This window comes from Bacillus sanguinis (genome assembly GCF_018332475.1).
Lineage (GTDB): Bacteria > Bacillota > Bacilli > Bacillales > Bacillaceae_G > Bacillus_A > Bacillus_A sanguinis.
Genome location: NZ_BOQB01000568.1, coordinates 1 through 339, shown reverse-complemented (window position 1 = coordinate 339; position 339 = coordinate 1). Strand labels below are relative to the sequence as shown.

Genomic DNA, 339 nt, shown 5'->3' with positions numbered 1-339 from the left:
TAGGTGTTGTTGATTTTAATGGTTACGACTGGGGCGATCCACTACATGATTTCGTAAAAATTGCACTATTTGCAAGGGACATTAGTATCCCGTATTCAATCGGACAAATAGAAGGATACTTTAATGGTATAATACCAGAGGAGTTTTGGAAGTTATATGCTGTGTACGTTGGCATGACAGTTTTTTCTTCAGTTGTCTGGACATTACGAGCAGCACCGCATATGTTAGATGATACGTTAGAGCGTCTTACTATCGTTTTAGAGGATCATAAAGACTTTGAGCTATTAAAGCCAATTTGGTTTCAACCAGAAAAAATAATATAAAAAATAATAGGTAGGT

The 339-nt window shown here is 36.0% G+C and carries 1 pseudogene; it reads left to right on the top strand.

From position 1 onward, the window contains the following. Positions 1-323: pseudogene (locus tag KI369_RS28620) on the top strand (aminoglycoside phosphotransferase family protein); the annotation flags it as partial. Between the last annotated feature and the right edge of the window lie 16 nt (positions 324-339).